A 23,197-nucleotide genomic window follows, 5' to 3' on the forward strand; every position below is an offset into this window, starting at 1 on the left:
TGCCCACCGTACGTCTCAGGGGTGACGGCTCTGCCAGGCGTGGGCCAGGTTGACGGCCACGATGGCCGCCAGGGTCACCAGCAGGGCGAACCCCTGGCCGTGGATGCCCAGGACGATGCCCAGGGGGATGAAGGAGACCAGCGAGACGATCGCCAGGGCGAGCTGCCGCGGCCCGGCGTCGTCCTGCCTGCGCTGGGTCCGGTCGCGCTGCTGCCGCTCGAGCTCGGACCGCTGTCGCACCACCTGCTCGATCCGGTCGGCGAAGCCGTCGACCAGCTCCGGCTCCAGGGCGGGTCCGAGGTCCTGCCGCACCCTCAGGACGGCCTCGCTCTCGGCCCGCTCGAGGTGCTCCCCCGGGGCACTCACAGGTACTGCCCGGTGTTGGAGACGGTGTCGATCGAGCGCCCGGGCTCAGTGCCCTGCTTGCCGGTGATCAGGGTCCTGATGAAGACGATCCGCTCCCCCTTCTTGCCGGAGATGCGAGCCCAGTCGTCGGGGTTCGTGGTGTTGGGCAGGTCCTCGTTCTCCTTGAACTCGTCGACGCAGGCCTGGAGCAGGTGCTGGACCCGCAGGCCGCGCTGGTCGAGGTCGAGGAGGTCCTTGATCGCCATCTTCTTCGCGCGGTCGACGATGTTCTGGATCATCGCCCCGGAGTTGAAGTCCTTGAAGTACAGGACCTCCTTGTCGCCGTTGGCGTAGGTGACCTCCAGGAACCGGTTCTCCTCCGACTCGGTGTACATCCGCTCCACCGTCGCCCGGATCATGGCGTTGACGCAGGCGTCACGGTCGCCGCCGAACTCCGCGAGGTCGTCGGCGTGCAGCGGCAGGTCGGGGGTGAGGTACTTGGAGAAGATGTCGCGGGCCGACTCGGCGTCGGGACGCTCGATCTTGATCTTCACGTCGAGGCGCCCGGGCCGCAGGATGGCGGGGTCGATCATGTCCTCGCGGTTCGAGGCGCCGATGACCAGCACGTTCTCCAGCGTCTCGACGCCGTCGATCTCGCTGAGGAGCTGCGGCACGATGGTGTTCTCCACGTCGGAGGAGACACCCGAGCCCCGGGTCCGGAAGAGGGAGTCCATCTCGTCGAAGAAGACGATGACCGGCGTGCCCATGCTCGCCTTCTCCCGGGCTCGCTGGAAGACCAGCCGGATGTGCCTCTCGGTCTCGCCGACGTACTTGTTGAGCAGCTCGGGGCCCTTGATGTTGAGGAAGTAGGACTTGCCCTCGGCACCGGTCTTGGCGGCGACCTTCTTGGCCAGCGAGTTGGCCACCGCCTTGGCGATGAGCGTCTTGCCGCACCCGGGCGGTCCGTAGAGCAGCACGCCCTTCGGGGGCTTGAGCTTGTGCTCGAGGAACAGGTCGGGGTGGAGATAGGGCAGCTCGACGGCGTCCCTGATCGCGTCGATCTGGCTGACCAGCCCGCCGATCGACTCGTAGGCGATGTCCGGGACCTCCTCTAGGACCAGCTCCTCGACCTCCGACTTGGGCACCTTCTCGTAGGCGTAGCCGGACCGGCTGTCGAGCAGCAGCGAGTCGCCCGCCCGCAGGTGGATCTCCAACAGGGGCTGCGCGAGCCTCACCACCCGCTCCTCGTCGGCGTTGCCGATCACCAACGCGCGGGTGCCGTCCTCGAGGAGCTCCTTGAGCATCACCACCTCGCCCACCTGCTCGAAGCCGTGGGCGGCGACCACGTTGAGGGCCTCGTTGAGCATGACCTCCTGGCCGCGGACCAGGTCGTCGACCTCCACCGACGGGCTCACGTTGACCCGGAGCTTGCGGCCGCCGGTGAAGACGTCGACGGAGCCGTCGGCGTTCCTCGTCAGGAAGGTCCCGAAGCCGGCGGGCGGCTGGGCGAGGCGGTCCACCTCCTCCTTGAGCTTCATGATCTGGTCGCGCGCCTCGCGCAGGGTGTGGGCCAGCCGCTCGTTCTGGCTGGTCACCGCGGCCAGTGAGCGCTCCGTCTCGGCCAGCCGGAGCTCGAGCCCGCGGCCCTGGCCCGGCGTCTCGGCCAGCCTGCGGCGCAGCTCGGCGACCTCCTGCTCGAGCGCCCGTGCGTGCCTGACCTGCTCCTCGGGGCCCAGCCCCGGTGCACCTTCCGAGTACGACATGGCGTCACCTCCTGCTCAGTGACACTACCCATGCCGCCAGGGATCGGAAGTCCATATCCAGATGTGTCGGTGAGGATCCGGGGCCCGCCACTCACGGGGAGGGCCGTGTGGACGCCGACGGCCTCACTCCTCGAGGGGCTCCTCGACCGGCTGCGGCGGCAGGTCGGCGGGGCGAGGACCGGTGTAGTCGACCCCGTAGGCGCCCGGCGCGGGTCGCCGCTTCTTCTTCGGCGGTCGCTCCCCCGGCGCCATCCGCCGGGCGGTGACCAGGAAGGCTGTGTGCCCGATCATCTTGTGCCCCGGTCGCACCGCGAGCCCCTCCACGTGCCAGTCGCGGACCAGGGACTCCCACGCCTGCGGCTCGGTGAACTCCCCGTGCGCCCGCAGCGTCTCCACGACCTTGGAGAGCTGGGTCGTGGTGGCCACGTAGGCGCAGACGATCCCGCCCGGCACGAGCGCCCCGGCCACGGCGTCGACGCACTCCCAGGGCGCCAGCATGTCCAGGATGATGCGGTCGACCTTCTCCTCCGGGGCGGCGGTCGCGGCCGGGAGCTCGTCGGCGAGGTCGCCGAGGCGGAGGTCCCAGGCCGGGTGCGGCCCACCGAAGAACTGCTCCACGTTGCGCCGGGCGACCTGCGCGAACTCCTCCCGTCGCTCCCAGCTGATGACGCGTCCGTGCGGGCCCACCGCGCGGAGCAGCGAACAGGTCAGGGCGCCGGAACCGGCTCCCGCCTCGACCACCCGGGCGCCGGGGAAGATGTCGGCGGAGGAGACGATCTGCGCCGCGTCCTTCGGATAGACCACGGCCGCGCCGCGGGGCATCGAGACGACGAACTCGGAGAGCAGGGGCCGGAACACCAGGTACTCCCCGCCGGCCGAGGAGGTGACCGTGAAGCCCTCCTCGCGCCCGATCAGGTCGTCGTGCTCGAGGTGTCCGCGGTTGGAGAAGAACCGCTTCCCCGGGACCAGCTCGAAGTTGTGGCGGCGTCCCTTCTGGTCCAGCAGCCGGACCCACTCGCCCGCCCGCAGGGGGCCGCGGTGGACGCCCGAGAAGGCCTCGTGCGGGACGTCTGGGGTGCGTGGGGCCTGGGATTCCGACATGGCCGGAACCTTAGTGCGCCACCTCGCGGAAGGCGCGATCGACGTCCGCTGCGGAGAGCACACCATGGAGGGCACCGTCCGGACCGACCAGCAGGTACTCCGGGAACGGGTGGCGCGAGATCGCCGACACCAGCTCCTCGCCGGCGATCTCCACCGGCAGCGACATCCCCTCCTCCATGCTGCGGGCGAGGCTGGAGACCGGGATCCAGGCACGCCGCTCCTGCGGGGTGGCCAGGAGCGCGGCCTCGCTCACGATGCAGAGCGGCCGCCCGTCCGGCGAGACGGCCACGATGGCGCCCGCGCGGGCGGCCTGCGCCAACCGCACCGCCTCGCCGACCGGCAGCTCGGGTGCGACGGTGAGCGCGCGACGGGCCAGCGGACGGGCTGCCAGGGCGGGGAGCCGCCGGCGCAGCCGTGCCTGGAGCAGGGTCGCGGTGGCGCCCGCCCACAGGAAGCCGCCCAGCAGGAGGACGAGGAGGTAGTCGAAGAGCCCCGGCGCCACCCCCAGGACCTCCGACTGCACCAGGGGCCACGCCAGCACCAGCACGGCGACGACGCGTCCGCCCCAGGCGGCGGCCACAGTGCCGCGGTGGACGCTGCCGCTGAGCCGCCACACCAGGGACTTCAGGACCCGGCCGCCGTCCAACGGCAGACCCGGCACCAGGTTGAGGACGCCCAGGAGCAGGTTCGCGCCGGCCAGGCCCTCCACGGCGATCCGGAGCAGCCCGTCGGGCGTGACGAACCAGAGACCCACACCCGCCGCACCGACGGCCAGGGAGGTGAGAGGACCCACCACCGCGATCCAGAACTCCTCGCGCGGCGTCCGGGCCTCCCGGTCGACGGCGGTCATCCCGCCCAGGAAGTGGAGGGTGATCGAGCTCACCGGGTAGCCCAGGCGACGGGCCATCAGGGCGTGCGAGGCCTCGTGCATGAGGATGGAGAGGTAGAAGACCACGGCGAAGGCCGCCCCTGCCACGTACTTCCACGGGCCGAGCCCCGGCTCCACCTGCTCCACCCGGGGGGCCACCATCACCGCGATCAGGGCCGCAATCACGAACCAGGACGTGCTGACCAACACGTCCGCACCGGCGACCGTGCCGATCCGGAGGGTGCCCCGGGGGCGTGTCCGGGCGCGCTCGTCCCCGTCGGGGCGGCCTGGGGAAGGGTCGTACACGTCCCGACCCTAGCCGAGGGGTCGACGACCCACGTCCTGTCGGAGCTCTCGCCTAGGGTCGAACCCATGACCAGCATCCCTCTCCGGCCGACGCCGGGAGGTGACGTCCCGACCCTGGTCGACGGCGTGCGGGTCCTGGGCACGCTCTCCCCCAGCCGCGCCGGCGACTTCACGTCCTGCCCGCTCCGCTACCGGTTCCGCACCGTCGACCGGCTCCCCGAGGAGCCGTCGGCGGAGGCGACCCGGGGCACGGTCGTGCACCGGGTTCTGGAGCTGCTCTTCGACCTCCCCCCGCAGGAGCGCACGCCCGCGCGGGCGACCGCGATGCTGGCGCCGGCCTGGTCGGAGCTGCGCGAGCAGGAGCCCGGGCTGGACGCCCTCTTCGGCCTGGAGCCCGGCTCGGAGTCCGGCCCGGCGCTCGAGGCGTGGCTCGAGAGCTGCGCCGAGGTCCTGTCCCGCTGGTTCCGGCTCGAGGACCCCCAGCGGCTGGAGCCGGCGGAGCGCGAGGCGTACGTCGAGACGGTGCTCGACTCCGGCCTCCTGCTGCGCGGCTACATCGACCGCCTCGACGTCTCCGCCGACGGGCGGATCCGGGTGGTGGACTACAAGACCGGTCGGGCCCCGGACGAGCGGTACGAGGCGTCGGCGCTGTTCCAGCTCAAGTTCTACGCGCTCGTGCTCTGGCGCGCCCGGGGGGTGCTGCCCAGCGTCCTCCAGCTGGTCTACCTCGGCGACGGCCAGATCCTGCGCTACCAGCCCGACGAGGCCGACCTGATCGCCACCGAGCGCAAGGTCCTCGCCGTCTGGCAGGCGATCCTGGAGGCGACCCGCACCGGCGACTGGCGTCCCCGTCGCGGACCCCTGTGCCGTTGGTGCAGCCACCAGGACCTCTGCCCCGAGTTCGGGGGCACGCCGCCACCCGTCCCGGTCGAGGCCCTCAGGAGATCGCAGCCTCCTCCGGGGTGACTCCGTGCGGCCGGATCGTCCCGGCCGCGATCTCCTCGGCGAAGTGACAGGCCACCTTGTGAGCGCGGCCGGTGCCCTCGACGACGCGCAGCAGCGGACGCTCGGTGTCGCAGCGGGTCTCCTGCCGGAAGGGGCACCGGGTGTGGAATCGGCACCCCGGGGGCGGGTCGGCCGGTGAGGGCAGGTCCCCTTGCAGCAGGATCCGCTCCCGGCTCGCCTCCACCGTCGGGTCCGGCACCGGGACCGCCGACATCAGCGCCTTGGTGTAGGGGTGCAGCGGCTCGTCGTAGAGCTCGTCGGAGGGCGCCTGCTCGACGATCCCGCCGAGGTACATCACGGCCACCTCGTCCGAGACGTGCCGCACCACCGCGAGGTCGTGGGCGATCACCAGGTAGGTCAGACCGAGCTGCTCCTGGAGCTCCTCGAGGAGGTTGAGGACCTGGGCCTGGATGGAGACGTCGAGGGCCGAGACCGGCTCGTCGGCGATCACCAGCCGCGGCTCCAGAGCCACCGCCCGGGCGATCCCGATCCGCTGGCGCTGGCCCCCGGAGAACTCGTGGGGATACTTGCGGGCCGCGCTCGCCGGCAGGCCGACCTGGTCCAGCAGCTCACGCACCCGGGTCTTGGGGTCGAAGGCGATCGCGTGCGCGCGCAACGGCTCGGTCAGGATCGTCTCGACCGACTGTCGCGGGTTGAGGCTGGCCAGAGGGTCCTGGAAGACCATCTGCATGTCCTGACGGATCCGGCGCAGCCGCTCCCCCTTGAGGGAGGCCACGTCGGTGCCGTCGAAGAGGACGCGCCCCTCGGTCACCGGCGCCAGCCGGAGGATCGCCCGGCCCAGCGTCGACTTCCCGCAGCCGGACTCGCCCACCAGCCCGAGGGTGCGCCCCGAGGCGATCTCGAGGTCGACGCCGTCGACGGCCTTCACGGCACCGACCTGGCGGTTGAGGAGCAGCCCGTCCCGGATCGGGAAGTGCACCTTGAGCCCTTCCACACGGAGCAGCGGCTCGCTCATCGGATCTCCTCCTCGGCCGGTGCGGAGAGTGGGTTGTAGCAGCGCAGCAGCCGGTCCTCGGTGGCGAGCAGGGGCGGCGGCTCCGCCGTGCACCGTTCCACCCGGTTCTGGCAGCGCGGGGCGAAGGCACACCCCTCCGACCAGGGGATGGTCTGGGTCGGAGACCCCGGGATCGGCTGCAGGCGCGCGCCTCGGGGCGAGTCCAGCCTGGGGATGCTGGCGAGCAGCCCGCCCGTGTAGGGGTGGCGCGGCCGGGCGAAGAGCGGCGACCGCTCCGCCGACTCGACGATGCGACCGGAGTACATCACGTTGACCTGGTCGCAGAGTCCGGCCACGACACCGAGGTCGTGGGTGATCATCAGCAGGGCCGCGTCGGTCTCGGAGACCAGCTCCTTGAGCACCTCCAGCACCTGGGCCTGGATGGTCACGTCCAGGGCGGTGGTGGGCTCGTCGGCGATCAGCAGCTTGGGACCGCAGGCGAGGGCGATCGCGATGAGCACCCGCTGCCGCATCCCCCCGGAGAGCTGGTGGGGGTACTCCCCCACCCGCCGGGCCGGGTCGGGGATGCCGACCTGCTCCAGCAGCTCGACGGCCCGGGTCCGGGCCGTCCTGCGGCTCAGGTCCTGGTGCCGGCGGATCACCTCGGTCAGCTGGAGGCCGACCGGGATCACCGGGTTGAGGGAGGTCATCGGGTCCTGGAAGACCATCGCGATCTCCCGCCCGCGCAGGTGGGAGAGCTGCCGCTGCGACTGGGTGAGGAGGTTCTCGCCCTGGTAGAGCACCTCACCGCTGACGTGGACTCCTCGCGACGGCAGCAGCCCCATGACGGCCAGGGAGGTCACGGACTTGCCACTGCCGGACTCCCCCACCAGGCCGACGTGCTCGCCGGCGTGGATCTCGAAGGAGACCTCGTCGACCGCGCGGACCCGCTTCTGCCCCTTGAGGCCGAACTCGACGCTGAGGTTGCGCACCTGAAGCAGCGGCTGCTCGCCACCGGCGCGACGGGCTCCGGTCGGACGGGGGGCGGTGGTCGTGCTCATCGACGGCTCCTGGGGTCGAGTGCCTCGCGCAAGGCCTCACCGAAGAGGGTGAAGCCGAGCGCGGTGATCGCGATCGCGGCTCCGGGGAGGATCGCGAGCAGCGGCGCCACCTGGAACCTGTCCTGGGCCGCCACGAGCATCCGTCCCCACTCCGCCACCGCGGGGTCGGGCTGGCCGAGGCCGAGGAACGAGAGGGCAGCGACCTCGATGATGGCGGTGGCCAGGTTGAGGGTGGCCTGGACGATGGTCGGGCCCAGGGAGTTGGGGAGGACGTGCCCCATCACGATGCGGCGTCGCCGCAACCCGAGCGCGGAGGCGGCCAGCACGTAGTCGGAGCGGCCCTGGGCCAGCATCGACCCGCGCAGCAGACGCGCGAAGATCGGCACCTGGGCGACGCCGATCGCGATCATCACCGCGTAGGGGTTCTGCCCCAGGACGGCGGCGATGCTGACGGCGAGCAGCAGGCTGGGCACCGAGAGCATGATGTCGACCAGGCGCATCACGAAGGTGTCGATCCACCCGCCCACGCGTCCGCCCACCGACGCGGCCCCGCCGGCCAGGATGCCGAGCGCGGCACCGAAGACCAGACCGATCGCGGTGGCCACGATCCCGTAGAGGAGGGACTGCCGGGCTCCGTAGAGCATCTGGGTGTAGAGGTCGGACCCGAAACGGTCGAGGCCCAGGAGGTGGTCGTCGCTCGGGCCGGGCACGCTGGAGGGCGTCACCTGCCCGGACCACTGCGCGGTGCCGGGCTGGTACTTGGTCAGCAGCGGAGCGGCCAGCGCCACCACCACGAACGCCAGCACGATGACGGCACCCACGATCGCGCTGGGGTTGCGGCGTAGCCGTCGCCAGGCCGCGACCCAGAGGCCGACGCCGGGCTCGTCGTCGACCGCCACCAGGACGTCGTGGGTCGGCTCGGCGGGAGGGATGGGAATGGTCATTGCACACGCACCCGGGGGTCGATCACGCCGTAGGCGACGTCCACGGCGAGGTTGATCAAGGCGTAGATGACGGCGATGAAGAGGATGTAGCCCTGCAGCACCGGGTAGTCACGCTGCCCGATCGCCTCGAAGAGGTACTTTCCGATGCCGTTCCAGGCGAAGACGGTCTCGGTCAGCACCGCTCCGCTGAAGAGGAGGCCGGCCTGGAGGCCGATGGTGGTCACCACCGGCAGCAGGGCGTTGCGCAGCACGTGCCGGCGCGAGACCACCAGGGAGGCCAGGCCCTTGCTGTTCGCGGTGCGCACGTAGTCCTCGCTGAGCACGTCGGCCACGGCCGCCCGGGTGATCCGCACGATGATCGCCAGCGGGATCGTGCCCAGGGCGATCGCGGGCAGCAGGAGGTGGAGCACCGCGTCCCAGGCGGCGTCCCACTCCTGGGTCATGATCCCGTCGAGCACGTAGAAGTTGGTGATGTGGGTCGCCTCCATCCGGGCGTCCTGACGCAGGCTGGTGGGCAGGATCCCCAGCCAGTTGGCGAAGACCAGCTTGAGCAGGATGGCCAGGAAGAAGACGGGCGTGACGACGCCGACCAGCGAGCCGGAGACGATCGCGGTGTCCAGGAACCTGCCCTGGTGCCGGGCCGCGTAGTAGCCCAGCGGGATCCCGAGCACGACGGCCAGGAGCAGGGCCGCCAGGCCGAGCTCCAGGGTGCCCGGGAACTTCTCCAGGAAGCTCTCGACGACCGGCTGGCCGGTCTTGATCGAGCGCCCGAAGTCGCCGGTGAGCAGCGCCTTGACGTAGGTCAGGTACTGCTGGAGGAGCGGCTCCTCGAAGCCGTAGAGCTCGTTGACGCGCGCGATGCCCTCCGGCGTTGCTCGTTGGCCGAGCAGCGCCCGCGCGGGGTCCCCGGGCAGTGCCCGGACCCACGCGAAGAGCAGGATCGAGAGTCCGACGAGCACTGGCACCATCAGGGCCAGCCGCCGGAGGACAAAGCGCAGCATCACTCAGCCTTCCGCCCCGCAGAGCGGGGGCCAGGTGTTGTTCGTCAGTCGTCAGTCGTCAGTCGACGGTGACGGTGTTCCAGACCTCGTCGTTGACGGGGCTCTGCTGGTATCCCTCGACGTCGGCGCCGAAGGCCAGGGACGGAGCCGGGTGCGCGATCGGGATGGCCGGCAGGTACTCCATCACGTCGGCGTTGATCTCCTCGTAGAGGGGAGTCTGGTCCTCCACGGTGGGGATGCCCCGCGCCTCGGTGAGCTTGTCGAAGAGCTCCTGGTTCTTGAAGCCGAACTCGTCGCTCTCGGAGCCGAAGAAGACGCCGACGAAGTTGTCGGTGTCGTTGTAGTCGCCGGTCCAGCCGAGCAGGTGCAGCCCGTGGTTGGACGTGCCCTGGACCTTGTCGAGGTAGTCGGGGGTCCAGATGTCCGCCACCGGCTTGACCTTCAGGCCGACGGCCTCGAGCTGCGAGCGCAGGACGTTGAACGTGTCCTCCGGAGCCGGCATGTAGGGCCGCGAGACGCTCGTCGGGTAGTTGAACTCGATCGTGGTGCCGGTGGCGCCGGCATCCTCCAGGAGCTGCTCGGCCTTGTCCGGGTCGTACTCGTACTCGGTGACCTCGTCGTTCCACCCGTTCACGCTCTGCGGGATGAACTGGGTGGCGATCTCGGAGCCCTCGGGCAGCGAGGCCGCCGCGACGGCCTCCTTGTCGATCGCGTGCGCGATCGCCTGGCGGACCCGGATGTCGTCGAAGGGCTTCTGCTTCTGGTTGATGCCCAGGTAGAGGATGGTGAAGGGGTCGCGGGGCATGACCTGCATGCCCGCCTCCTCCAGCGGCTCGATGTCGGCGGGACCGATCAGGTCGGCGCCGTCCACGTCACCGTTCTGCACCGCGGTCGCGCGGGCCGCCGGGTCGTCGATCGCGACCACCTGGACGGTGTCGACCTTGGCCGTCTCGCCCCAGTAGTCGTCGTTGCGCTTGAGCGTGATGCGGTTGCCGCGGTCCCAGGAGTCGAAGACGAACGGACCGGTGCCGGTCGGGTGCGCGGTGGAGTACTCCGTGGTGTTGACGTTGGCGGCCGCGTCGTCCTGGTACTTCTCCAGGGCGGTGGGGCTCTGCATCGAGAACGCGGGCAGCGACAGGGCGGCGGTGAAGCCGGCGAACGGCTCCGTCAGCCTGACCTTGGCCTCGAGGTCGTCGGACGCCTCGCAGGACTCGTAGATCCCCTCGCCCTTCTTGTCGCCGGTCGCGAAGCCGCGGAAGAGCTTGGCGTAGTAGTAGGCGAAGTCGTCGGTCTGCACCGCCGCGGGGAAGTTGTACCAGCGGTCGAAGTTGGCGCAGACGGCCTCGGCGTTGAAGTCGGTGCCGTCGTGGAAGGTGACGCCGTCGCGGAGCTGGAAGGTGTACTCCAGCCCGTCCTCGGTGTTCTCCCAGCTCTCCGCCAGCAGCGGGGCGGGGTCCGGCGTGCCGGGCTCGGTGCCGACGAGACCCTCGAAGATCTGGCGGGCCACCCGGAAGGTCTCACCGTCCGAGGCGAAGGCGGGGTCGAGCAGCTTGGGCTCGGCCGCCCCGGCGAAGACGAAGGTGCCGCCGCCGCTTCCCTCGTTGCTCTCGTCGTCCGAGCGCTCGCTCTCGGCGCACCCCGTCAGCACCAGTGCCGCCGTCGCCAGCCCCACGGTCGCCAACCGCATTCTTCCCATGGATCTCATCTGCAACTCATCACCCTTCGCAAGTCGCGCCGGCCGAGCGGCCAGGCAGGGTCGCGACATTACTCAGAGCTGTGCGCGGCGTCACGCGGTGAAACACGCACCTGACGCAACGTTTCCAAACCGATATCAGCCAGCGAGTCCGCGAAGGTCCGTCCGGGCCCCGCCAGGATCGGCACGTGGTTGGGGACGCAGAGCACCCGGCACCCGGCGGCGACCGCGGAGCGGGCTCCGGTGTTGGAGTCCTCGATGGCCACGCAGTCGGCCGGGTCGACGGCGAGGGCTGAGGCCGCCCGCAGGTAGGGCTCGGGATGGGGCTTGCCCTGGGTGACCACGTCGCCGGTGACCACGGCGGCGAAGGTGTTCCGTGGGAGCCGTGCCAGGACCGGATCGACGAACCGCCGGTAGGACATCGTCACCAGGGCACAGGGCACGTGCGCCTCGGAGAGCTCGAGGAGGAGCTCGCGGGCGCCGGGGCGCCACGGGACCTCCTGCTCGACCCGGGCCACCACCCCGTCGAGCAGCTCCTCGACGATCTGCGCCGGCTCGAGGTCGATCCCCATGTGGGTGCGGATGTAGCGGCCGGAGTCGAGCAGGTCGTTGCCGACCAGGTTGAGGGCGTGCTCCTGGGACCAGGTCCCCCCGTGCCGCTCGGCCAGCTCGAACTCGCTGGCGATCCAGTAGGGCTCGGTGTCGACCAGCGTGCCGTCCATGTCCCACAGGACAGCCGCCAGCCGGGGCTCTCCCCCCTCAGGTTCCTGACCTGCGAAAACACCAGAATGTCCGGTACTCAGAATGCCCTCCGAAGAACTCCATGCGACGTTCCATGCGACGAACCACCTTAGAACGAAGGGGCGCGACATGCGCCAACGTCACGGTGCGACAGGCACGTCCCGACCCGTCAGACCCGTTGGGCGACACGGTCGGCGCACCTCGTCCGGGCTCCCTCAGTCCCCTGCCCGGGTCAGCTCCGCAGGCGTCCACGTCGGCCACTTCGCGGCCCCGACCAGGCGCCCGTACTCGTAGGTCGCGACGATCCGGAACGGCTTGTCGAGGCTGGAGTTGTCGTAGAACACCGCCCGGTCGACCTGGCTCCTGGCTTCGGCGATCAGCGCCCACAGGCGGTGGTAGCGGCCCCGGACCTTCTCCTCCGGCACCTGGTGCCCACCGGCCTCGGTCCTGTCCTCGACCCGTGCGACCGCGAGGTCCTCGGGAACCATGATCACGTGCATCCAGACGATGTAGCCGGCCTTGACGGCGCGGGCGACGAGCTCGACCTTGCTGGGGTGGCTGAACACGGTCTCGGTGATGAACGACTCCCGGCGGTCCATGAGCCGAAGGCGCTCCTCGGCTGCCAACCCGGAGACGGTGAGGGCCCGGAGCTTCTGCTCGTCCCGGTCTCCGGGCCACAGCTGCTCGGCCATCTTGTCGGCGTTGACGAACGGCAGGTGCGTGCGCGGGACCAGGACCTTCTCGGCCAGGGTGGACTTCCCTGCCCCGTTGGAACCAGCCAGGAGGTGCAGGACCGGGGTGCTCACCCGGCGGCGGTCTTGCGCGCGCCGGCGGTTCGCCCCTCGGGGGTCTTCCGTCCGCGGGCCTTCTTCGTCACCTGCCCGCCCCGCTCGAGGCGACGCGGCTGCTCCGCAGAGTCGACCGGGTCCTGGTGGTGGACGACGACACTCCCGTCCGGGCCCAGCTCGGAGGCCCGGGTGCGCCCCTCGGCCTCGAAGTCGGCGCGCAGGTCCAGGTTCGAGATGTCCTCGTCGATCCCCTCTCGCCAGGCCGTGCGCACGGCCGCCTGGTCGGTGTCGCTCACTTGGTCGTAGGAGAGCTGACCGGCCAGGACCCGGCTGATGTCACGCTGGGACAGAGCGCCGGAAGCCTCCAGCTCCTGCCCGAGCCGGGCCCAGTGCGCCAGCTGCTGGGCGGCGCTGCGGTGGGACCGCTCCCCCGCAGCTTGAGCCTCGGCGAACATGCCGGCGTCGAAACGGGTCGGTGTCGTCGCACCCATGGCGCTACCTCCGGGAAGAACGAGAGAACGAAAGTGTAGCAGTCTGCTACACCACCGCGTCTCTGTCCGCCCCCTAGTCCTCCGGGTCGTAGCCGAGGTTCGGCGAGAGCCAGCGCTCCGCCTCCGCCAGGGTCCAGCCCTTGCGCTCGGCGTAGTCGGCGACCTGGTCGCGGCCCAGGCGCCCCACCACGAAGTACTGGGACTGGGGGTGGGAGAAGTACCAGCCCGAGACCGCCGCCCCGGGCCACATCGCCATCGACTCGGTCAGCTTGATGCCGGTCCGCGTCTCGACGTCGAGCAGGCGCCACAGCTCGGCCTTCTCGGTGTGGTCGGGGCATGCCGGGTAGCCGGGCGCGGGACGGATCCCGGTGTAGCGCTCGGCGATCAGGTCCTCGTTGCTCAGCGACTCCGCCGGCTCGTGGCCCCAGAACTCGGTGCGGACCCGCTGGTGCAGCCGCTCGGCGAAGGCTTCGGCCAGCCGGTCGGCCAACGCCTCCAGCATGATGGCGGAGTAGTCGTCCAGCTCCTCCTTGAAGGCGAGGATGCGCTCGGCGACCCCGTGGCCGGTCGTCACCGCGAAGCCGCCGACGTGGTCGGCGAGGCCGGTCTCGCGAGGCGCCACGAAGTCGGAGAGCGCCCGGTTGGGCACCCCGCCGCGGTGCTCGCCCTGCTGCCGCAGGTGGTGCAGCACCGACAGCACCTCGGTGCGGGAGCCGTCGGTGTAGAGCTCGATGTCGTCGCCGACCGCGTTGGCAGGGAAGAAGCCGTAGACCGCGTGGGCGGTCAGCCACCCCTCCCCCACGATCCGGTCGAGCATCGTCTGCGCGTCGTCGTAGAGCCTGCGGGCGACCTCGCCGGTGGTGGGGTTGTTGAGGATGTCGGGGAACTTCCCCTTCATCTCCCAGGCGTTGAAGAACGGCTGCCAGTCGATGTACTCGCGCAGCTCGCCGAGGTCGTAGTCCTCCAGCACGTGGATGCCGGGCTGGGCCGGGGCGGGCGGCTGGTAGCCGTCCCACTCCACCGGGGTCCGGTTCGCCCGGGCCGCCTCGAGCGCCACCATCGGGCGGTCGTGCTTGGTCGCGTGGCGGGCCCGCAGCGAGTCGTAGTCGGCGGTGACCTCGGCCATCAGACGTTCACGCTGCTCGGGGTGGAGCAGCGCGGCCGCGGTGGGCACCGAGCGCGAGGCGTCCTTCACCCACACCACGGGGCCGTCGTACTTCTTGTCGACCTTGACTGCGGTGTGCGCCCGCGAGGTGGTGGCGCCGCCGATCATCAGCGGGATCTCGAAGCCGCGGCGCTGCATCTCGCCCGCGACCGTGACCATCTCGTCGAGCGAGGGGGTGATCAGGCCGGAGAGGCCGATCATGTCGGCGCCGATCTCCTCGGCGGTGTCGAGGATCTTCTGGGCCGGGACCATCACGCCGAGGTCGATCACCTCGTAGTTGTTGCACTGCAGCACCACACCGACGATGTTCTTGCCGATGTCGTGCACGTCGCCCTTGACGGTCGCCATGACGATCGTGCCGTTGGTGTCCTTGACCGTCGCGAGCGCCGGGTTGTCCAGCTTCTCCTGCTCGATGAAGGGGATCAGGTGGGCCACGGCCTTCTTCATCACCCGGGCCGACTTCACCACCTGGGGCAGGAACATCTTGCCGGCGCCGAAGAGGTCGCCGACGACGTTCATCCCGTCCATCAGCGGCCCCTCGATCACCTCGATGGGGCGTCCGCCGCGGGCGGCGATCTCCTGCCGAAGCTCCTCGGTGTCGCTCTCGGCGTAGGCGTCGATGCCCTTCACCAGGGCGTGCGTGATCCGCTCGCCCACCGGAAGGCCGCGCCACTCCTCGGCGGCCGCCTCGACCTGGTCGCCCTGCCGGTTGTGCTCCTCGGCGATCTCGAGGAGCCGCTCGGCCGCGTCGGGCCGGCGGTTGAGGACCACGTCCTCGATGCGCTCGCGCAGCTCCGGCTCGACCTGGTCGTAGACGATCAGGGCGCCGGCGTTGACGATGCCCATGTCGAGGCCAGCCTCGATGGCGTGGAGGAGGAAGACCGCGTGGATCGCCTCCCGGACCGGGTTGTTGCCGCGGAAGGAGAAGGAGACGTTGGAGATGCCCCCGGAGACGAGCGCCTGCGGCAGGGACTCCTTGATCCACCGGGCGGCCTCGATGAAGTCCAGGCCGTAGGAGGCGTGCTCCTCGATGCCGGTCGCCACGGCGAAGACGTTGGGGTCGAAGATGATGTCCTCGGGCGGGAACCCGACCTCGTCGACCAGGATCCGGTAGGCGCGCTCGCAGATCGCCTTGCGCCGGTCGAGGTTGTCGGCCTGCCCGTCCTCGTCGAAGGCCATCACGACCACGGCCGCGCCGTACTTGCGGCAGGCGCGGGCCTGCTCGACGAACGGCTCCACGCCCTCCTTCATGGAGATCGAGTTGACGATCGGCTTGCCCTGCACGCACTTGAGGCCGGCCTCGATCACCTCCCACTTCGAGGAGTCGACCATCACCGGGACCCTGCTGATGTCCGGCTCGGCGGCGAGCAGCTTGAGGAAGCGGTCCATCGCCGCGACGCCGTCGATCATCCCCTCGTCCATGTTGACGTCGATGACCTGCGCGCCGTTCTCCACCTGCTGCAGGGCCACCGACAGGGCAGTGTCGTAGTCGCCGTCCTTGATCAGCTTGCGGAAGCGCGCCGAGCCGGTGATGTTGGTGCGCTCGCCGACGTTGACGAAGAGGCTCTCGCGGGTGATCGTGAAGGGCTCCAGACCGGAGAGCCGCATCGCCGGCGCGATCTCGGGGACGACCCGCGGGGCCACCCCCTCCACCGCTGCGGAGATCGCCGCGATGTGCGCCGGTGTGGTGCCGCAGCAGCCGCCCACCAGGTTGACCAGGCCGGCCTCGGCGAACTCGCCCACCACCGCCGCGGTCTCGGCGGCCGCCTCGTCGTACTCACCGAACGCGTTGGGCAGTCCCGCGTTGGGGTAGGCCGAGACGAAGGTGTCCGCGATCCGGCTCAGCTCGGCGACGTAGGGCCGCATCTCCTTGGCACCCAGCGCGCAGTTGAGCCCGACCAGGAGCGGCTTGGCGTGCCGGACGGAGTGCCAGAACGCCTCGGTCGTCTGACCGGTCAGGGTGCGGCCGGAGGCGTCGGTGATGGTGCCCGAGATGACGACCGGCCAACGGCGTCCCTGCTCCTCGAAGAGGGTCTCCACGGCGAAGATGGCGGCCTTGGCGTTGAGCGTGTCGAAGATGGTCTCGATGAAGAGCAGGTCGGCGCCGCCGTCCAGCAGGCCCCGGGCGGCCGTGGTGTACGCCGCGACCAGCTGGTCGAAGCTGATGTTGCGCGCCCCGGGGTCGTTGACGTCCGGCGAGATCGACGCGGTACGGGTGGTCGGGCCCAGGGCTCCGGCGACGTAGCGCGGCCGACCCGGGTCGGCCGCGGTCACCGCGTCCACCGCCTCGCGGGCCAACCGGGCCGAGGCGTGGTTGAGCTCGTAGGCCAGCTCCTCCATGCCGTAGTCGCCGAGGGAGACGGCGTTGGCGTTGAAGGTGTTGGTCTCGATGATGTCGGCGCCGGCCTCGAGGTACTCACGGTGGATGGCGGCGATGAGCTCGGGCCGGGTCAGGGTGAGCAGGTCGTTGTTGCCCTGGACGTCGCAGGGCCAGTCCGCGAAGCGCTCACCCCGGTAGCCGGCCTCGTCCGGGCGGTCGCGCTGGATCGCGGTGCCCATCGCCCCGTCGACGACGAGGATCCGCTCGGTCATCGCCACCCGGAGCTCGTCGGTGGCGTCAGGGCGGTGCTGGACGAGCAGGTCTTCGGGCACGGTGCTCCTCGCGTCAGGCTTGCCGGTAGACGATCCACAGTATGGCGCGGTCCGCGGGCCGGACAGGTGTTCCGCATCCTGACATCCGCCGTGGGAGCGGGCGAAATCAGCGTCACCGCCTAGGCTGGGTGACGTGATCGAGATCGACGCCCTGACCGACCTGGTCGACCCCGTGGTGATTGCCGCCTTCGAAGGATGGAACGACGCGGGCGAGGCCGCCTCGGCGGTGGTGGCGCATCTCATCGAGGCGTGGGAGGCGACCGTCGTGGGCGCCATCGACCCGGAGGACTTCTACGACTTCCAGGTCAACCGGCCGGTCGTCGGCACGGACGAGAAGGGTCACCGCCAGCTCACCTGGCCCACCACCCGGATCGCGGTGGCCTCGCCCCCGGACCTCGAGCGTGACGTCATCCTGATCCACGGCATCGAGCCGAACATGCGCTGGCGGCAGTTCTGCGCCGAGCTGCTGGCGGCCTGCGACGACCTCGGCGGCCAGCTCGTCGTGACCCTGGGGGCCCTGCTCGCGGACACCCCCCACACGCGTCCGATCCCGGTCACCGGCACGGCCACGGAGCCCGAGCTGGTGGACCGCCTCCACCTGGAGCAGTCGTCCTACGAGGGACCGACCGGCATCGTGGGCGTCTTCCAGGACGCATGCTCCCGGCTCGACATCCCCTCGGTCTCCTACTGGGCGGCGGTGCCGCACTACGTCGCCCAGCCGCCGTGCCCCAAGGCCACGCTCGCGCTGATCGGCCAGCTCGAGGACCTGCTGGAGACCCGCATCCCGCTCGGCGACCTCCCCGAGGACGCCCGGGCCTGGGAGCGCGGGGTCGACGAGCTCGCGGAGGAGGACGAGGACATCGCCGACTACGTCCGCTCGCTGGAGGAGACCAGGGACACCACGGACCTCCCGGAGGCGTCGGGCGAGGCGATCGCGCGGGAGTTCGAGCGCTACCTCAAGCGACGCGACGACTCGGGCTGAGGCGCGCCGACCACAGCGCGAGACGGCTAGAGCGAGAGACCCAGCGCCGCGTCGAGCAGCTGGTGGACCGTGGTCGCCGCCGAGTCGTCGGTGGCGTCCGCGAGGCCGGCGGTGCCGAGGGTCGAGGAGACCCACTCGTCCACGAGCCGCACCGCCGTGGGGGCGTCCAGGTCGTGCGCCAAGGCCGCCAGGACGGCCTCGACCACGGGTGCGGCCGGCGCGCCGGCCCCCAGGGCGAGGGCCCGGCGCCAGCGCTCCAGGGTGTCCACCGCGTCCCACAGCTCGGTGTCGGTCCACTCCCAGTCGCTGCGGTAGTGGTGGCGCAGCAGCACCAGCCGGATGGCCATCGGGTCGACGTCGCTGTTGCGCAGGTGCGAGACGAAGACCAGGTTGCCGCGCGACTTCGACATCTTCTCGCCGTCGTAGGCGACCATGCCCGCGTGCGCGTAGACCTGAGCGAAGGGCTGACCCGTCGCCACGTGGGCCTCGCTGGCGCACATCTCGTGGTGGGGGAAGACCAGGTCGGAGCCGCCGGCCTGGACGTCGAACTGGCCCCCGAGGTACTCCTGCGCGATCGCGGTGCACTCGATGTGCCATCCGGGGCGCCCGGGACCGAAGGGGCTCTCCCAGGAGGGCTCGCCGGGGCGCTCGGCCAGCCAGAGCACGCAGTCGAGGGGGTCCTTCTTCCCCGGGCGCTCGGGGTCCCCGCCGCGCTCGGCGAAGGTCGTGAGCATCTCCGCGCGCTCCAGCCCCGAGACGCCCCCGAAGGCGGGGTCGGCGGTCACGGAGAAGTAGAGGTCGTCGTCGACCTGGTAGACCGAGCCGGTCCGGCGCAGCCGCTCCACGTAGTCGATGACCAGCGGGATGGACTCGACCGCGCCGACGTAGTGCTGGGGCGGCAGGACCCGGAGCGCCTCCATGTCGTGGCGGAAGAGGTCGGTCTCCCGCTCGGCCAGCGCCTGCCAGTCGATCTTGACCTTCTGCGCCCGCTCCAGGAGCGGGTCGTCGACGTCGGTGACGTTCTGCACGTAGGCGACGGGGTGACCCGCGGAGCGCCACGCCCGGTTGAGCAGGTCGAAGCCGACGTACGTCGCGGCGTGTCCCATGTGGGTCGCGTCGTAGGGGGTGATGCCGCAGACGTAGAGGCGGGCGGGCCCGTCGGGAGTGGTGGTGACCAGTGCGCCCGTGGCCGTGTCGTGCACCTGGACGGGTGGGCCCGTGACGGGCAGGACCGGAACCTCGGGGGCAGACCAGGCGCGCATGGCGGCAGCCTACCTAGAAGGGCGGCCACGGGATCGTCGGCCACCCCTCCTGGGGCAGGGGCATCGTGCCCGAGGCCAGGAGGCGGTCGGTCCGGCGGCAGGTCGCCTGCACCTCCTCGGCGGTCAGCAGGTCGAGCAACCGCTCGCCCAGGGCCCCGTCCAGCTCGTCGCGCAGGGCTGCCACCCGCTCCAGGTCGGGGCCGGGCACCGGGTCCCCTGCCCACCCCCACAGCACGGTGCGGAGCTTGTTCTCCACGTGGAAGCTGACCCCGTGGTCGACTCCGTAGCGGTGGCCCCCGGTCATGGCCAGCACGTGGCCGCCCTTGCGGTCGGCGTTGTTGATGACCACGTCGAAGATCGCCATCCGGCGCAGCGCGGTCGAGTCCTCGTGGACCAGGGAGACCGGGCGGTCGCGTCCGTCCACCCCGTCGAAGACGTGGAGGAAGCCCTCCGGCACGCGACTCTCCGGCACGATGTCGACCGCGTGCTGGTCCGGGTCCGGCTCCTGCCAGCGCTGGACCATGCCGGGCCCGTGGGGCCCGGAGCGCAGCAGGGTGTGCGGCACGACCTCCCAGCCCAGCGCGGTCGAGACGTCGTACGCCGCCACCTCACGGGCGGCCAGGGTGCCGTCGGGGAAGTCCCACAGCGGTCGCTCCCCGGCCACCGGCTTGTAGACGACGCGCACGCCGTCCACCTCGCCGACGAAGGTCGCGTTGGAGGCGGGCATCACCCGCCCGTGCAGGACGATCTCTCCCCCCTCCGGCACCAGGTCGGGTGGGTGGCCCGGAGGAGTCACGGTTCCCGGCGGCGGAACCCGTTGGCCCGGACGCAGAGGTGGCCGTCGGGGTCCACGGGGTTGCCGCAGAACGGGCACGGCGGCCGTCCGGCCTCCACCACCTGCCGGGCGCGGGCGCAGAAGGCGCGTGCCACTCCGCTGGCGATCCGGACCACGAGGAGCTCCTCCGGCTCGGGCTCCTCGAAGGACTCCTCGCCCAGTTCCTCGAGCTGTTCGGGCGAGACCACCGCGGCCTCGCTGAAGGGGAACACCTCGATCACGATGCGCTCGTCCCCCGGATCCCACGACAGCGTCATGGTGCCGGCCCGGAACTCCTCGTCGATCGGCTGCTCCAGCGGCTCGCTGTCCTCGAGGTCGACCGGCGCCACGGCCGGGATGACCGAGCCGCCGGCGGTGGCGGACATCAGCTCGTCCAGGAGCTCGTCGACGCGCTCGACCAGCGCCAGCAGCTGCTGCTTCTCCAGCGAGACGCTGACGAGCCGTGCACCCGCTCTGGCCTGGAGGAAGAAGGTCCGGTGACCGGGCTCACCGACCGTGCCGGAGACGAATCGCTCGGGAGGGTCGAAGGAGTGCACGACAGGCATGACCCCACCCTAGGGGCGGGCACCAGAGGGGGCCGACGGGCCCGCTCCCCCGCCCACCACGGCGTCCTCGGCGGGGACCTCCGCCGCGTCGCCGCGAGCCATCAGCCAGCCTAGGTCGCCGCCGTGGGTGTTGAGGCCCAGGGCGAAGGGCCGCCCCGCGGTGTAGCGCACCAGGCTCACCGAGGCCGGGTCCACGACGAGCCGCTGGAACTGGTCCAGGTGCATGCCCAGCGCATCGGCGAGGATCGCCTTGATCACGTCGCCGTGGCTCACCGCCGCCCACACGGCACCGGGCCCGTGCTCCCGCTCGACCGCGGCGTCGCGCTCACGGACCGCCGCGACGGCGCGGGCCGACATGGCCGCCATCGCCTCCCCACCGGGGAAGACCACGGCCGCCGGCTGGCGCTGGACGGTGCGCCACAGCTCCTCCTGGGCCAGCTCGGAGATCCGACGCCCCTGCCACTCGCCGTAGTCGCACTCGGTCAGGCGCTCCTCGTGGAGCAGGGCCGGCGGGCCACCCGGCGCCTCCGAGTCCTGGGTGCCCTCAGGGGCCGTCCGGGCCTGCGCGTGCGCGATCAGCTCCGCGGTCTGCACGCAGCGCTCCAGGGGGCTCGTCACGAGGGCGGCGAGCCGGACCCCCGCCAGTCGCCCGGCCGTGGCGAGCGCCTGCCGCTCGCCCTCCTCGTCGAGGCGGACGCCGGGGAGCCGACCCGCCAGCGTCCCGGAGACGTTTGCTGTGGTGCGACCGTGTCGCACCAGGATCACGGTGGCCATGGCTGGAGCCTAGTGGGGCTAGCCTCAGGGGTGTGATCGTGGACAACGCGGTGTATCGGGCGGGCCAGAGGATGGCGCACGACCTTGCGGTCGACGACGTCCTGGGTGTCGGCGCCGGCCGCCGCCCCGGAGACTTCCAGTGGGTCGGGCTCCACGAGCCCGACGACGCGGAGATGCAGAAGGTCGCCACCGCGTTCGGCCTCCATCCGCTCGCGGTGGAGGACGCGGTCAGCGCCCACCAGCGTCCCAAGCTGGAGCAGTACGAGAACATGCTCTTCCTGGTGCTCAAGACGTTGTGGTACGTCGACGAGCAGGACGCCGTGGAGACCGGCGAGATCGGGGTCTTCCTGGGTGCCGACTACGTCGTCACGGTGCGACACGGGGACGGCGCGGACCTCCAGGCCTCTCGACGCGACCTCGAGACCCGCGCCCAGGTCCTGGCCCACGGCCCCTCCGCGGTGATGTACGCGGTGTGCGACAAGGTGGTGGACGACTACGGGGCCGTCGCCTCGGAGCTGGAGATCGACGTCGACGAGGTGGAGGCGTCCGTCTTCTCCGAGGGACGGGCGGTGCGGGCAGAGGACGCGGCCCGGATCTACACGCTCAAGCGTGAGCTGGCCGAGGTGCGCCGCGCCGTCCTGCCGCTCCGGGAGCCGCTCCGTCAGCTCGCCGCCGGTCGCGTGCCGGGATTCCCGGAGGGCACGGCGCCCTACTTCCGCGACGTCGGCGACCACCTGCTCCGGGTCGGGGAGATCGTCGACACGCTCGACTCCCTGCTCTCGGGAGCGTTCGACGCCCATGTGGCCCGGATCTCGCTGCAGCAGAACGAGGACATGCGCAAGATCTCCGCGCTGGCGGCGCTGGTCGTGGTCCCGACCCTCGTGGCCGGGATCTACGGCATGAACTTCGAGCACATGCCCGAGCTGGGCTGGCGGTACGGCTACCCGCTCTCCCTGACGTTCATGCTCGTCGTCTCCACGGGACTGTTCGCCTGGTTCAAGCGCGTGGGCTGGCTGTGAGCCGTCCTCAGGGGGTGAGCACGCCCGTCGTCAGCAGGAGCAGGGTGGCTCCGCCGAGCAGCACCCGGTAGACCACGAACGGCGTGTAGGACCTCGTCGAGACGTAGCGGAGCAGCCAGGCGATGGCGGCGTAGCCGACCACGAACGAGACGACCGTGGCCAGGATGGTCGGCGCCCAGCCGTAGCTGTTGTGCCCGTGCGGGATCTCCTGGAGCTCGAAGATCCCCGCACCGACCACTGCGGGGATGGCGAGCAGGAAGGCGAACCGGGTGGCGGCCTCCCGCTCGAAGCCGAGGAAGCGGCCCATCGAGATGGTCGCCCCCGATCGCGAGACGCCGGGGATGAGGGCCAGGGCCTGGGCGCCGCCCATCAGCAGGGCGTCGCGCATGGTGAGGTTCTTGATCTTCTTGTCGTCCCGGCTGACCCGGTCGGCGATGCCCAGGATCACGCCCATCACGACGAGGGCGACACCGATGATCCACAGGTTGCGGAAGTCCCGCTCGATGACGTCCTTGAGGAGCACGCCGAGCACCACGATGGGCATGGAGCCGAAGATGATGAACCAGCCCATGCGGGTCTCGAGCGTGCCCCGGTGCTCGGGTTGGAAGATCGACCGCACCCAGCTGCTGCCGATGTTCCAGATGTCCTTGCGGAAGTAGATCAGCACGGCCAGCTCGGTGCCGATCTGGATGACGGCGGTGAAGGCCGCTCCCGGGTCGCCCCAGCCGAAGAGCTCGGGGAAGATCCTGAGGTGGGCGCTGCTCGAGATCGGGAGGAACTCGGTCAGCCCCTGGATGGTTCCGAGCACCACGGCCTTGAACAGATCCCACATGGAGGCACAGCCTAGGGCGCCGCTCCGTCCGGGCCCGCACCGCGTCCGGCGAGCCGCGCAGGCGGCCTC

The 23,197-nt window shown here is 71.0% G+C and carries 21 protein-coding genes; 3 read left to right on the forward strand and 18 right to left on the reverse strand.

Annotated features, from left to right (window positions below; translation table 11 throughout):
* Positions 1–15 precede the first annotated feature (15 nt).
* The 4 genes from AC3X7R_RS12940 to AC3X7R_RS12955 form a co-directional block, all read right to left on the reverse strand.
* Positions 16–366 (reverse strand): hypothetical protein, encoded by a 351-nt coding sequence (locus tag AC3X7R_RS12940; protein ID WP_489966080.1) that lies wholly within the window; start codon positions 364–366, stop codon positions 16–18.
* On the reverse strand, positions 363–2,108 hold the full coding sequence (arc, locus tag AC3X7R_RS12945; protein WP_489966081.1) for a proteasome ATPase: 1,746 nt from the start codon (positions 2,106–2,108) through the stop codon (positions 363–365). Before arc ends, AC3X7R_RS12940 begins: the two co-directional genes overlap by 4 nt.
* Positions 2,109–2,231: 123 nt before the next feature.
* Positions 2,232–3,209 carry a tRNA (adenine-N1)-methyltransferase gene (locus tag AC3X7R_RS12950; RefSeq protein WP_489966082.1) on the reverse strand — a complete coding sequence of 326 codons (978 nt, stop codon included), beginning with the start codon at positions 3,207–3,209 and terminating at the stop codon, positions 2,232–2,234.
* A 10-nt stretch (positions 3,210–3,219) separates the two neighbouring features.
* Complete coding sequence (locus tag AC3X7R_RS12955) at positions 3,220–4,383, reverse strand: site-2 protease family protein (protein WP_489966083.1); 1,164 nt, start codon at positions 4,381–4,383, stop codon at positions 3,220–3,222.
* A 66-nt stretch (positions 4,384–4,449) separates the two neighbouring features.
* Here AC3X7R_RS12955 and AC3X7R_RS12960 point away from each other — a divergent pair, with 66 nt between their 5' ends.
* Positions 4,450–5,349: a RecB family exonuclease gene (locus AC3X7R_RS12960; RefSeq protein ID WP_489966084.1), complete on the forward strand. Its 900-nt coding sequence runs from the start codon at positions 4,450–4,452 to the stop codon at positions 5,347–5,349.
* Here AC3X7R_RS12960 and AC3X7R_RS12965 read toward each other — a convergent pair.
* The 9 genes from AC3X7R_RS12965 to metH all read right to left on the reverse strand — a co-directional run bounded on the left by AC3X7R_RS12965 (position 5,321) and on the right by metH (position 16,819).
* Positions 5,321–6,364: an ABC transporter ATP-binding protein gene (locus AC3X7R_RS12965; RefSeq protein WP_489966085.1), complete on the reverse strand. Its 1,044-nt coding sequence runs from the start codon at positions 6,362–6,364 to the stop codon at positions 5,321–5,323. The genes AC3X7R_RS12960 and AC3X7R_RS12965 overlap by 29 nt on opposite strands.
* A complete protein-coding gene (locus AC3X7R_RS12970) occupies positions 6,361–7,404 on the reverse strand; it encodes an ABC transporter ATP-binding protein (RefSeq protein ID WP_489966086.1) in 1,044 nt (347 codons plus the stop codon). Before AC3X7R_RS12970 ends, AC3X7R_RS12965 begins: the two co-directional genes overlap by 4 nt.
* Complete coding sequence (locus AC3X7R_RS12975) at positions 7,401–8,348, reverse strand: ABC transporter permease (protein ID WP_489966087.1); 948 nt, start codon at positions 8,346–8,348, stop codon at positions 7,401–7,403. Before AC3X7R_RS12975 ends, AC3X7R_RS12970 begins: the two co-directional genes overlap by 4 nt.
* On the reverse strand, positions 8,345–9,349 hold the full coding sequence (locus tag AC3X7R_RS12980; RefSeq protein ID WP_489966088.1) for an ABC transporter permease: 1,005 nt from the start codon (positions 9,347–9,349) through the stop codon (positions 8,345–8,347). Before AC3X7R_RS12980 ends, AC3X7R_RS12975 begins: the two co-directional genes overlap by 4 nt.
* A gap of 58 nt (positions 9,350–9,407) precedes the next feature.
* Positions 9,408–11,054 (reverse strand): ABC transporter substrate-binding protein, encoded by a 1,647-nt coding sequence (locus AC3X7R_RS12985; protein WP_489966089.1) that lies wholly within the window; start codon positions 11,052–11,054, stop codon positions 9,408–9,410.
* Between the two features lie 59 nt (positions 11,055–11,113).
* Positions 11,114–11,848 carry an HAD family hydrolase gene (locus AC3X7R_RS12990; protein WP_489966490.1) on the reverse strand — a complete coding sequence of 245 codons (735 nt, stop codon included), beginning with the start codon at positions 11,846–11,848 and terminating at the stop codon, positions 11,114–11,116.
* Between the two features lie 150 nt (positions 11,849–11,998).
* Entirely contained in the window at positions 11,999–12,589 is a 591-nt protein-coding gene (locus AC3X7R_RS12995; protein ID WP_489966090.1) for an ATPase, read from the reverse strand.
* Positions 12,586–13,062, reverse strand: a complete 477-nt coding sequence (locus tag AC3X7R_RS13000) for a TA system antitoxin ParD family protein (RefSeq protein WP_489966091.1) — start codon at positions 13,060–13,062, stop codon at positions 12,586–12,588. Before AC3X7R_RS13000 ends, AC3X7R_RS12995 begins: the two co-directional genes overlap by 4 nt.
* 73 nt (positions 13,063–13,135) lie before the next feature.
* Entirely contained in the window at positions 13,136–16,819 is a 3,684-nt protein-coding gene (gene metH, locus AC3X7R_RS13005; protein ID WP_489966491.1) for a methionine synthase, read from the reverse strand.
* A gap of 193 nt (positions 16,820–17,012) precedes the next feature.
* On the opposite strand from metH, the gene AC3X7R_RS13010 reads away from it, so the two are divergent.
* Complete coding sequence (locus AC3X7R_RS13010) at positions 17,013–17,861, forward strand: PAC2 family protein (RefSeq protein ID WP_489966092.1); 849 nt, start codon at positions 17,013–17,015, stop codon at positions 17,859–17,861.
* Positions 17,862–17,887: 26 nt separating this feature from the next.
* On the opposite strand, the gene mshC is transcribed toward AC3X7R_RS13010, so the two are convergent.
* The 4 genes from mshC to AC3X7R_RS13030 are packed head-to-tail and all read right to left on the reverse strand — an operon-like array spanning position 17,888 to position 21,277.
* The gene (gene mshC, locus AC3X7R_RS13015) at positions 17,888–19,123 is read right to left on the reverse strand and encodes a cysteine--1-D-myo-inosityl 2-amino-2-deoxy-alpha-D-glucopyranoside ligase (RefSeq protein WP_489966093.1); all 1,236 of its coding nucleotides are present in this window, start codon (positions 19,121–19,123) and stop codon (positions 17,888–17,890) included.
* A gap of 13 nt (positions 19,124–19,136) precedes the next feature.
* Positions 19,137–19,919, reverse strand: coding sequence for an SCO1664 family protein (locus AC3X7R_RS13020; RefSeq protein WP_489966094.1), 783 nt, complete (start codon positions 19,917–19,919; stop codon positions 19,137–19,139).
* Positions 19,916–20,503, reverse strand: coding sequence for a DUF3090 family protein (locus AC3X7R_RS13025; RefSeq protein ID WP_489966095.1), 588 nt, complete (start codon positions 20,501–20,503; stop codon positions 19,916–19,918). The genes AC3X7R_RS13020 and AC3X7R_RS13025 overlap by 4 nt, the downstream gene beginning before the upstream one ends.
* A gap of 9 nt (positions 20,504–20,512) precedes the next feature.
* Positions 20,513–21,277 (reverse strand): MSMEG_4193 family putative phosphomutase, encoded by a 765-nt coding sequence (locus AC3X7R_RS13030; protein WP_489966096.1) that lies wholly within the window; start codon positions 21,275–21,277, stop codon positions 20,513–20,515.
* Positions 21,278–21,309: 32 nt separating this feature from the next.
* On the opposite strand from AC3X7R_RS13030, the gene corA reads away from it, so the two are divergent.
* The gene (corA, locus tag AC3X7R_RS13035; RefSeq protein WP_489966097.1) at positions 21,310–22,296 is read left to right on the forward strand and encodes a magnesium/cobalt transporter CorA; all 987 of its coding nucleotides are present in this window, start codon (positions 21,310–21,312) and stop codon (positions 22,294–22,296) included.
* A 7-nt stretch (positions 22,297–22,303) separates the two neighbouring features.
* On the opposite strand, the gene AC3X7R_RS13040 is transcribed toward corA, so the two are convergent.
* On the reverse strand, positions 22,304–23,128 hold the full coding sequence (locus AC3X7R_RS13040; RefSeq protein ID WP_489966098.1) for an undecaprenyl-diphosphate phosphatase: 825 nt from the start codon (positions 23,126–23,128) through the stop codon (positions 22,304–22,306).
* Between the last annotated feature and the right edge of the window lie 69 nt (positions 23,129–23,197).

Source organism: Nocardioides sp. Z22_16, from assembly GCF_058134365.1.

Excerpts from the sequence above, each read along its gene's own strand:
- arc (WP_489966081.1), bottom strand. The coding sequence starts at position 2,108 with ATGTCGTACTCGGAAGGTGCACCGGGGCTGGGCCCCGAGGAGCAGGTC.
- AC3X7R_RS12950 (WP_489966082.1), bottom strand. The coding sequence starts at position 3,209 with ATGTCGGAATCCCAGGCCCCACGCACCCCAGACGTCCCGCACGAGGCC.
- AC3X7R_RS12960 (WP_489966084.1), top strand. The coding sequence starts at position 4,450 with ATGACCAGCATCCCTCTCCGGCCGACGCCGGGAGGTGACGTCCCGACC.
- AC3X7R_RS12965 (WP_489966085.1), bottom strand. The coding sequence starts at position 6,364 with ATGAGCGAGCCGCTGCTCCGTGTGGAAGGGCTCAAGGTGCACTTCCCG.
- AC3X7R_RS12970 (WP_489966086.1), bottom strand. The coding sequence starts at position 7,404 with ATGAGCACGACCACCGCCCCCCGTCCGACCGGAGCCCGTCGCGCCGGT.
- AC3X7R_RS12975 (WP_489966087.1), bottom strand. The coding sequence starts at position 8,348 with ATGACCATTCCCATCCCTCCCGCCGAGCCGACCCACGACGTCCTGGTG.
- AC3X7R_RS12980 (WP_489966088.1), bottom strand. The coding sequence starts at position 9,349 with ATGCTGCGCTTTGTCCTCCGGCGGCTGGCCCTGATGGTGCCAGTGCTC.
- AC3X7R_RS12985 (WP_489966089.1), bottom strand. The coding sequence starts at position 11,054 with ATGAGATCCATGGGAAGAATGCGGTTGGCGACCGTGGGGCTGGCGACG.
- AC3X7R_RS13000 (WP_489966091.1), bottom strand. The coding sequence starts at position 13,062 with ATGGGTGCGACGACACCGACCCGTTTCGACGCCGGCATGTTCGCCGAG.
- metH (WP_489966491.1), bottom strand. The coding sequence starts at position 16,819 with ATGACCGAGCGGATCCTCGTCGTCGACGGGGCGATGGGCACCGCGATC.
- mshC (WP_489966093.1), bottom strand. The coding sequence starts at position 19,123 with ATGCGCGCCTGGTCTGCCCCCGAGGTTCCGGTCCTGCCCGTCACGGGC.
- AC3X7R_RS13025 (WP_489966095.1), bottom strand. The coding sequence starts at position 20,503 with ATGCCTGTCGTGCACTCCTTCGACCCTCCCGAGCGATTCGTCTCCGGC.
- AC3X7R_RS13030 (WP_489966096.1), bottom strand. The coding sequence starts at position 21,277 with ATGGCCACCGTGATCCTGGTGCGACACGGTCGCACCACAGCAAACGTC.
- AC3X7R_RS13040 (WP_489966098.1), bottom strand. The coding sequence starts at position 23,128 with ATGTGGGATCTGTTCAAGGCCGTGGTGCTCGGAACCATCCAGGGGCTG.